Below are 7,031 nucleotides of genomic sequence, written 5' to 3'. Positions count from 1 at the left end.
GATGAAGCGACCTGCCGGAGCCAATCGCGCTTTAACGTGGACCAAGAGAAGGCCTTCCTCTTCGAGTGATCTAGACACCACTCAGAATGAAGGCCTTCTCCCTACAACCGCGTCACCAACGATCCGACCGGGTACATCTAGGCGCTCTGGTCCTGGCGCGAGGAGTTCTCGGGACGCTGCACGAGAGCAGCCTCGATCGCCGCGATCACCGCGGGGTCGTCGGGCTGCGTGGTCGGCCGGAAGCGCGACACCGTTCCGTCGGGCGCGACGAGGAACTTCTCGAAGTTCCACTTCACCCGACCGGTCTTGCCGTGGGCATCCGGCGTCGTCTTCAGCTCCTGATAGAGCGGATGCGCGTGCTTGCCGTTGACCTTGACCTTCTCCATCAGCGGGAAGGTCACCCCGAAGGTGGTGGAGCAGAACTCCTTGATGTCGTCGGCCGAGCCCGGCTCCTGCCCGGCGAACTGGTTGCACGGGAAACCGAGCACCGTGAACCCCTGGGGCTCGTAGCGACGCTGCAGTTCTTCGAGCTTCTCGTACTGCGGCGTCAGGCCGCACTTGGAGGCGACGTTGACGATCATGACCGCACGGTCACCCCATTCGGCGAGCGTCGTCGGCTCGCCGTCAATCGTGGTCAGTTCGATGTCGCGGATGCCCATCCCTCCACGATAGGCGGCGCAGACCTGGGGCGCTGGCCCTGCGGCGCGCCCTCCGGCTCGATAGCCTGGAGACATGGCTGCCCCGGAACTGAGCCACGAACCCGACGCTCACCGCTACGTGTTGCGCGTCGACGGTGCCATCGCGAGCGTGCTCGAATACGCCGAACAGAATGGCGCGGTGGCGTTTCATCGCACGGTGACGGTGCCGAATCAGCGCAACCACGGCTACGCCGCGCAGTTGGTCGAGTTCGCGGTCGATGACGTCGAAGCGCGAGGTGCCGGGCCGATCCGACCGTCGTGCTGGTTCGTCGCCGACTGGTTCGAACATCACCCGGAGCGCGCCGCCCTCCTCGGCTGACGTCGTCGACCCCACCCGCACCCGAGGAGAGACGATGGCGCTCGACATCAAGGATTACGCCCTCATCGGCGACTGCCACACCGGCGCCCTGGTGGGCATCGACGGCAACATCGACTGGCTGTGCCTGCCGCGCTTCGACTCGGCCTCCACGTTCGGCGCACTTCTCGGCAACGCCGATCACGGCCGCTGGCGGGTCGGGCCGCGCGACTCGAAGCGGTGCACGTCGCGCGCCTATCGCGAGGACACCTTCGTGCTGGTGACCCGCTGGGTGACCGAGACCGGCGAGGCCGAAGTGATCGACTTCATGCCGCACGGCGACCGCCGCGCCGACCTTGTGCGTCGCGTGCGCGGCATTTCGGGAACCGTCGGGATGGAGCAGGTGTTCCGCGTGCGTTTCGACTACGCGAACGCCGTGCCGTGGGTGCGTCAGTCGCCGCGCCACGCGGAGGGCTACCCCGGCGCTCTCCGTGCCGTCGCCGGGCCGGATGCGATCGTGCTGCGCGGCCCCGAAATGACCCCGGACGACCACGTGCACCGCGTCGAGTTCGACGTCTCGGAGGGCGACGTCGTCGACACCGTGCTCACCTGGCATCCGGCGCATCGCGACCCGCCGCCCGCACTCAACGTCGACGATCAGTTGGAGGCGACCGAGGACTGGTGGCGCGACTGGGCGGAACGCTGCGCCGTCACCGGCCCCTACGAGCACGCCGTGCGCCGCTCGTTGTTGGTGCTGCGCGCGCTCACCCACGAAGACACCGCGGGGATCGTCGCCGCGGCCACCACGAGCCTTCCCGAAGAGCTCGGCGGTGTGCGCAACTGGGACTACCGCTACGTCTGGCTGCGCGACGCGGCCCTCACGCTCGAGGCGCTCATGCTGCACGGCTACGAGCTGGAGGCGCACGAGTGGCGCGCCTGGCTGCTCCGGGCAATCGCGGGTGACCCCGCCGATATGCAGATCATGTACGGCCTGGCGGGCGAACGCCGCCTGCCGGAGACCACGATCGAAAGCCTCCCCGGGTATCGGGGCTCGGCTCCGGTGCGCGTCGGCAACGGTGCCGCGACCCAGTTTCAGGGCGACGTCTTCGGCGAGGTCATGCTCGCGCTCGAACAGGCCCGCGGCATCGGCGTGCACGAGGACACCTTCTCGTGGTCGCTGCAGGTCGCCTTGATGGATCGCCTGGTCGCGGCCCGGGAGACGGATGACCACGGCATCTGGGAGATCCGCGGGCCGGTGCGCCGGTTCACCCACTCCCGCGCGATGATGTGGGCCGCGTTTGCGAGCGCGGTGCGCGCGGTCGAGGATCACGGGCTGGACGGCCCGGTCGAGTTGTGGCGCGCTCAGCGCGACGAGCTGCGGGCCGAGATCGAGGAGCACGGGTACGACGAGACGCTCGGCAGCTACGTGCAGTACTACGGCTCGACCCACGTCGACGCGTCACTGCTGCAGCTGGCGCAGATCGGCTTCGTCGAACCCGATGATCCGCGCATGCTGGGCACGGTGGCGGCGCTGGAGCGCGAGCTGCTGCGCGACGGCCTTCTGCTCCGCTACCGCGCCGAGTCGGGCGTGGACGGGCTTCCCGGCGGGGAGCATCCGTTCGTGGCGTGTTCCTTCTGGCTGGTCGAGCAGTACGCCCGCTCGGGGCGGCACGACGACGCGGTCCGGCTGATGGATCGCCTGGTCGGTTTCGCCAATGATGTCGGGCTGTACTCGGAGGAGATCGACCCGGCGACGGGTGATCATCTCGGCAACACCCCGCAGGCGCTCTCGCACCTCGCCCTGGTGCGCGCCGCGGACGCGATCGCGGGGGCGGCCGAGGATCGCGGTCAGGAGCCCGACGACTCCTGAGCAGACGGCCACCCGACGAGGCGGGGTCGCGCATCTTGCGATTCTGCTTTGAATTCCGGCACGCGCGCCAGCGGTGCGAGACGATCGGGACATGAACGACCATGAGAAGAAGGGCCCCGACGAGGAACGCGGTGAGCGCCAGCATCCCTCAGACGTGACCGACCCGCCGCACGACTCGAAGGTGAGCCCCGCAACGGCGAAAGAGCCGGAGCGCCCGGACCCAAACGGTCTGAAGGGCCGTCCGCCGCGGTCGGGCAACTAGGCCCGTCGCACGCGGCGCTCAGTCGAGGTCATCGAGCATTCCGCGAACGGCCGCGACGTGCGCGATGCGCGCTTCGCGACTCGGCGCGAGCGGCTGCACGATCAGGCTGGAGGCCCCGGCGGCCCGGAACGCTCCCACGCGCTCGCGCACGTGTTCCTCGTCGCCGATGAGTGCCGTCGCGCGCAGCAGCTCTTCGGGCACCGCCGCGGCGGCCCCCGCCTTATCGCCCGCGAGGTAGAGGTCTTGGATGCGCTCGGCCTCCGCCTCGAAACCCATCGAGGCCACGACGGTGTTGTAGAAGTTGGCGCCCTTGGCGCCCATCCCACCGATGTAGAGCGCGGCCCGCGCGCGGTACCCCTCCAGGGCGCGCTCGTGGCCGGGCCCGACGTACACCGGGAGCTGGACGAGCAGTTGCAACGGCGGCAGTGCCGCGTCGCGTCGCGTCAGCCCCTCGCCCACCGGGTCGCCCCACACCCTGGCGCCGAGCTCGGGGTGGAAGAACAGCGGGATCCAGCCTTCCGCGATCGCGGCCGCCTGGGCGACCCCCTTGGGGGCGAGCGCGGCGATGTGGATCGGGATACGCTCGCGCGCGGTCTGCCCGATCATCTTGAGCGGTTTGCCGAGCCCGGTGCCCTGATCGGCGGGCAACGGGATGGTGTATTGGCTGCCGGCGTGCTCGATGCGCTCACCCCGCCACGCGGCGCGCGCGATCTCGATGATCTCGCGGGTGCGCGCGAGCGGCGCGGTGAACGGCACCCCGTGGAAGCCTTCGATCACCTGCGGTCCCGAGGCGCCCAGGCCGAGCTCGAAGCGGCCACCCGAGATCGTGTCGAGCGTCGCGGCGGTCATCGCCATCAGCGTGGGAGTGCGCGAGTAGATCGGCAGGATCGCCGCGGCGAGCGTGATCGTCTCGGTGCGCGCGGCGAGGAAGCCGAGCTTGGAGACGGCGTCGAAGGAGTACGCCTCCGACACCGTCACCAGGTCGGCGCCGAGCGCCTCGTATTCGACGACGTCGGCGACGGCGTCGCGAAAGTCGTCGGCGTAGTCGACGACGACGCCGAGACGGGGGCGGGCAACGGGCGGGAGCAGCGGGGACGTCGATGTCACGTCGGCGAGCCTAACCGCGGCCGGGCGAGCGCGGTCAAAGTTTGGCGACATACACCGAGTTGGTCGACACTCCCCCGGTGAGCGGGTTGTCGAAGCTCACCAACTCGCCCGACACCTGCGGGAACACCTCGGCGAGCACCGCCAGGAACTCTGTCTCGGGCGGGTCGTCGGACCAGAGCGCGAACACCCCACCCGGATGCAGATGCCGGGCGAGCGAGCGCAGCCCGTCGGCCGTGTAGAAGTCGGCGTGCGTCGAATCGAGGCGGTGCGTCGGCGTGTGGTCGATGTCGACCAGGATCGCGTGAAACTTCGACGCCTCGTCCACGGGTTCCCGCCGGGCCAGGTCGAAGAAGTCGTCGACGACGAGGCTCGTGCGGGCATCGTCGAGCAGCGTGTTCGAAACGGGCAGTAGGCGCCGCTCGTGCCAGCCGACCACCTCGGCGAGCGCATCCACCACGGTGAGCGCGCGCACGCGCTCGTCGGCGAGCGCCGTCACCGCCGTGTAGCCGAGGCCCAGGCCTCCCACGAGCACGTCGAGCGCGTCGCCCTCCACCGCGGCGAGGCCGAGGGTCGCAAGTTCCTCCTCGGCGACGGTGAACAGGCTCGACATCAGGTACTCGTCGTTGAGTTTCACCTCGAAGACCTCGACCCCGAGGTGCGGGTCGTGACGCCGACGCAACGAGATCTCGCCCATCGGTGTGTTCTGAAAGTCGAGCTCTTCGAATCCGATGCGGGCCATGCCCGAAGGCTAGTGGTCCGGTCCCGCCCCTGGCTCAGGCTCTCGGTGTGAGCCGGAAGATCCGCAGCTCGCGTCCGGCCTTCCGTTCGTAGTCACGGTAGCCAGGCCAGTTGTCCTCCAGCTGACGCCAGACCGCCTCGCGCTCGTCCGGCGAGATCACAGCGGCGCGCCCCGATCGTGTGCAGCACGAGCGAGGGCACGGCCAGGTCGCTCAACGGGGCGCGGTGGCGGGTCACCCCGCGATGGACTCGCTCCAGCCACGGCATGATCGTCGGTCCGATGCTGCGAAACAGGCGCGTGCGCGAGAGCGCCGCGATCGGCGGACGCAGGGCTCGAGGCAGACGCATGGGGCGATTCTTCCCTACGCCTCCCGCCGAGCGGCGACTCACCAGGTGGCGTCTCCCCGGATGACGACATCGGATCCGCCGTCGATGAACACGACCTGACCGCACAGGTGGGCGTTCTCTTCGCTCGTCAGCCACGCCAGCAGGTAGCCAACGTCGCGCGGCTCAAAGATCCCATTCAGCGGCATCGGCACCTGTTGCAGGATCGCCTCGCGCGCCTCCGGTGTGGCGGTGAACTGCTCGGTCATCGGCGTCTCGACGACGCCCGGGGCAACGGCGTTCAGCGGGATGCCCGCCCCCGCCCACTCGGGCGTGGCCGCGTGGCGTCGAATCCAGCGCGCGAGCGCCGCCTTCGTGGTGCCGTAGATCTGTCCGGCCGCGTCGCCGCCCGCCGCTTCGAGCTCGGCGCCGCGGCGCAACGCCGCCACCTCTTCGCCGGCGAGCAGCGCCGTCAGCAGCGGCTCATCCGGCGGGAAGAGCGAGGCCATCGACACGGTCGCGGCCGCGCGCGGGGCATCCGAACCCGCCAATAGCGGACGCAGTCCCTCCAGCGTCGCGACGGCACCGAAGTAGTTGACCGCCACGGTGCGCGCGGTCGGCGTCGCGAGTCCCGCGTTGGCGATGATCGCGTCGATCGTGCCGCCTGAGTGCTCGGCGACCGCCGTGAGGAGCTCTGCGCGTCCGTCGGCGGTGGTCAGATCGACGTTGACGTCGGAGCCCGCCAGATCGACACCGATGACGCGATGGCCGCGCTCGATCAACAGATCGGCCGTCGCCTTGCCGATGCCGCTCGCGGCGCCGGTGATGACATACGTGCGAGTCATGGGGATCCTGCCTTCCTCGGATTCGGGAGCACAGAGCTACATGCCCGGGAGCTCCTGCACTTCGTGCACCTCGATGGCCGCGCCCGGGAATTTCAGGTGCGGGTGGTTCTTGGTGAACGACAGCGCCTCGTCCATGTTGGCCGCCTCGACGAACGAGTAGCCGGAGACATCCAGGGTGCTGTCCGAGGTGGCGCCATCGGGCGCGACGTGCACGCCGCCGCCGAGCGGCGAACCGAAGTCGGTGAGGTGCGGTCCGAGGCCTTCGCCCCAGGCCATCCAGGCCTTCATCTCGGCGTCCATGTCGACGTCGGGAGGCGCCGCCTCCATCGCCGGGTTCTGCGGGGAGTGGTAAATGATCAGGTACTTCGACATCGTCGTCTCTTCTCTGTTGTCCCCCGCATTCATCGTCCGCCGGTGCGGCGCGCGCCGCAACCCAGACAGGTCGGTATGCCCGAGCCAAAGCGACGCGACCTCAGAGATACACCCGACGCAGTACGGAAGTGCCACCGCGGGGAGGACACCTCGTCGAGGCCGCGCGCCAAGACTGGTGAGGCAGAGCCACCGCACCATCACGCCCCCATCACGCCACCATCACGGCACGAACTCGGAGAACCCATGCCCACCCCCCCTCCTGCACGTCGCGGACGTACGCAAGTCGTACGGCCGGGGCCAGAACCGTTTCGATGCGTTGAAGGGGGTGAGTTTTGACATTCACGAAGGGGAATCCATCGCGATCCTCGGCAAGAGCGGCTCGGGCAAGTCCACCCTCATGCACATCCTCGCGCTGCTGGACGCACCGAGCAGCGGAGAGATCACGCTCGAAGGCGTCGACACGCGCACCCTGCGCGGCGCGCGCCTGAATCGCACCCGCAACAAGACCTTCGGATTCGTG

The 7,031-nt window shown here is 69.2% G+C and carries 11 protein-coding genes; 4 read left to right on the top strand and 7 right to left on the bottom strand.

The genetic code is table 11. The annotated features are described in order from the left end of the window. Window positions 1-137: 137 nt before the first annotated feature. Entirely contained in the window at window positions 138-659 is a 522-nt protein-coding gene (locus QZ258_RS11550) for a glutathione peroxidase (protein WP_294181677.1), read from the bottom strand. Between the two features lie 73 nt (window positions 660-732). Between QZ258_RS11550 and QZ258_RS11545 the strand changes: the two genes are divergently transcribed. The 3 genes from QZ258_RS11545 (at window position 733) to QZ258_RS11535 (ending at window position 3,125) form a co-directional block, all read left to right on the top strand. Then, window positions 733-1,017: a GNAT family N-acetyltransferase gene (locus tag QZ258_RS11545; protein WP_294181675.1), complete on the top strand. Its 285-nt coding sequence runs from the start codon at window positions 733-735 to the stop codon at window positions 1,015-1,017. A 34-nt stretch (window positions 1,018-1,051) separates the two neighbouring features. Next, window positions 1,052-2,863 carry a glycoside hydrolase family 15 protein gene (locus tag QZ258_RS11540; RefSeq protein ID WP_294181673.1) on the top strand — a complete coding sequence of 604 codons (1,812 nt, stop codon included), beginning with the start codon at window positions 1,052-1,054 and terminating at the stop codon, window positions 2,861-2,863. A gap of 91 nt (window positions 2,864-2,954) precedes the next feature. After that, entirely contained in the window at window positions 2,955-3,125 is a 171-nt protein-coding gene (locus QZ258_RS11535; RefSeq protein WP_294181671.1) for a hypothetical protein, read from the top strand. A gap of 18 nt (window positions 3,126-3,143) precedes the next feature. Here the strand turns inward: QZ258_RS11535 and QZ258_RS11530 are convergent, their stop codons facing one another. The 6 genes from QZ258_RS11530 to QZ258_RS11505 are packed head-to-tail and all read right to left on the bottom strand — an operon-like array spanning window position 3,144 to window position 6,511. Continuing rightward, complete coding sequence (locus QZ258_RS11530) at window positions 3,144-4,232, bottom strand: LLM class F420-dependent oxidoreductase (protein WP_294181668.1); 1,089 nt, start codon at window positions 4,230-4,232, stop codon at window positions 3,144-3,146. 34 nt (window positions 4,233-4,266) lie between these two features. After that, window positions 4,267-4,971: a spermidine synthase gene (locus QZ258_RS11525; RefSeq protein WP_294181667.1), complete on the bottom strand. Its 705-nt coding sequence runs from the start codon at window positions 4,969-4,971 to the stop codon at window positions 4,267-4,269. 34 nt (window positions 4,972-5,005) lie between these two features. Beyond that, on the bottom strand, window positions 5,006-5,092 hold the full coding sequence (locus QZ258_RS11520; protein ID WP_294181681.1) for a hypothetical protein: 87 nt from the start codon (window positions 5,090-5,092) through the stop codon (window positions 5,006-5,008). Then, window positions 5,064-5,318 (bottom strand): hypothetical protein, encoded by a 255-nt coding sequence (locus QZ258_RS11515; protein WP_294181683.1) that lies wholly within the window; start codon window positions 5,316-5,318, stop codon window positions 5,064-5,066. Before QZ258_RS11515 ends, QZ258_RS11520 begins: the two co-directional genes overlap by 29 nt. A gap of 38 nt (window positions 5,319-5,356) precedes the next feature. Further along, window positions 5,357-6,139 carry an SDR family oxidoreductase gene (locus QZ258_RS11510; RefSeq protein ID WP_294181666.1) on the bottom strand — a complete coding sequence of 261 codons (783 nt, stop codon included), beginning with the start codon at window positions 6,137-6,139 and terminating at the stop codon, window positions 5,357-5,359. Window positions 6,140-6,175: 36 nt separating this feature from the next. Beyond that, the gene (locus tag QZ258_RS11505; protein WP_294181663.1) at window positions 6,176-6,511 is read right to left on the bottom strand and encodes a hypothetical protein; all 336 of its coding nucleotides are present in this window, start codon (window positions 6,509-6,511) and stop codon (window positions 6,176-6,178) included. 325 nt (window positions 6,512-6,836) lie between these two features. On the opposite strand from QZ258_RS11505, the gene QZ258_RS11500 reads away from it, so the two are divergent. Next, on the top strand, window positions 6,837-7,031 hold a 195-nt coding region (locus QZ258_RS11500; protein ID WP_363182265.1), incomplete at its 3' end, for an ATP-binding cassette domain-containing protein.

Source organism: uncultured Schumannella sp., assembly GCF_905479755.1.
Lineage (GTDB): Bacteria > Actinomycetota > Actinomycetes > Actinomycetales > Microbacteriaceae > DCRR01.
This window is presented reverse-complemented; position numbering and strand designations above follow the sequence as displayed.